Origin of the sequence: Brevibacterium sp. FME17, assembly GCF_014897515.1 — a bacterium.
GTDB lineage: Bacteria > Actinomycetota > Actinomycetes > Actinomycetales > Brevibacteriaceae > Brevibacterium.
Map to the genome: position 1 here is coordinate 1 of NZ_JABUYD010000065.1, position 1,445 is coordinate 1,445.

Here is a 1,445-nt window from a genome sequence, read left to right on the forward strand (position 1 = left end):
CAGTCGTGATCAGCGCGATCCTGACATGGCTCCGCCATTAAAGGAGACATGCTGTGAGTCTTGGGGTGGCTGGTCTGGGACCGGCTGACGAGGATAGGAGTTGGTCGCTTCACTCCGGTCGTGACTCAAGACATGCTCAGCCCCTTCTTTGAGGGTGGCCTGCTAGGGATCTGTCCGTCCGGGGTGAGGCTGCCGGCACCGTCCTGGCCCACTCCGGTGACTTGATCAGAAGGCTGTCCGCTCACATTGTGAGCGTGACTCATCACAGTACTGCCCCGAAGTGACTCCTACCCAGACCGGTGCCGGCCGCCAGCGGCCAGACCACTGTTCCTGTGTAGGAAGGACCCGTACCGCTATGTCTATCGTCGCTCATGTTCACCCATTCGTCATCGGCGTCGACACCCACGCCCGTAATCACGTTCTGGCGGTCCTGACTGCCAGTGGCGAAGCCGTCGATACTGCCCAATTTCCCACCACGATTGCTGGAATGGCTCGGGCGATCTCCTGGGCTGGTCGTCGCACCGGTGGTGATCTGGCTGCGCTGTGGGTCATCGAAGGCGTTGCCTCCTACGGAGCCGGTCTGGCTGCTGCGCTCGGCAGGGCCGGATACACCGTTGTGGAAGCCGCTCGGATGAACGCACGAGCCAACCGAAGCCTGGGAAAATCGGATTCCCTGGACGCTCACCGCATCGCCACTGCGGTACTTCCTCTGGACACCGCCCAGCTACGGCAACCGCGCCGCGCCGAAGGAGTGCGGTCGGCTTTGCGGGTCCTCATCGCGGCTCGTGATCACATGACTGCCGAGCGGACCGCGACCGTTAACGCGCTGATCGCGCTCGTGCGCGTCGTTGACCTGGGCCTTGAAGCCCGCCGACCCTTGACCCGCGTTCAGATCGCGACAGTTGCCCGGTGGCGGTCTCGCGACGAAGACCTCGGCATTGCAACCGCCAGGACCGAGGTCATTCGGCTGGCCAAACGAGTCGCTGAACTCGACGAGCAGATCGCGTCCAACAGTACGCGGATGGATGAGCTCGTCCGTGCTTCGCAGGCAGCGCCACTGCTGGAGAAGACCGGCATCGGAACCGTGACCGCGGCCATCTGCCTGACTGCGTGGTCCCATCACGGTCGCGTACGTTCTGAAGCGGCATTCGCCGCTCTGGCCGGCGTCAACCCCATCCCAGCGTCCTCGGGTAACACCGTCCGCCACCGGCTCAACCGTGGTGGAGATCGACGTCTCAACAGGGCCCTGCACATCGCTGTCCTCACCCGCATGACGCATCACCCCGAAACCCGGGCCTACGTCGAGAAGCGGCAAGCCGAAGGTCGTACTACCAAGGAGATTCGCCGCTGTCTAAAACGCTATCTCGCGCGCCAGATCTACCGGATACTCAACGCCAACGAGACACGACTCAGCGCCGCTTGACAAACATAGAAGGATCCCTAGT

1 protein-coding gene is annotated in these 1,445 nt (G+C 62.9%); it reads left to right on the top strand.

Annotated features, from left to right (window positions below; genetic code table 11):
* The first annotated feature begins 355 nt into the window (after positions 1-355).
* Complete coding sequence (locus INT40_RS20305; RefSeq protein WP_193070818.1) at positions 356-1,423, top strand: IS110 family transposase; 1,068 nt, start codon at positions 356-358, stop codon at positions 1,421-1,423.
* The last annotated feature ends 22 nt before the right edge of the window (positions 1,424-1,445 follow it).

Bases quoted from the DNA above. Each gene is read 5' to 3' on its own strand.
- INT40_RS20305 (WP_193070818.1), top strand. From the start codon at position 356: ATGTCTATCGTCGCTCATGTTCACCCATTCGTCATCGGCGTCGACACC.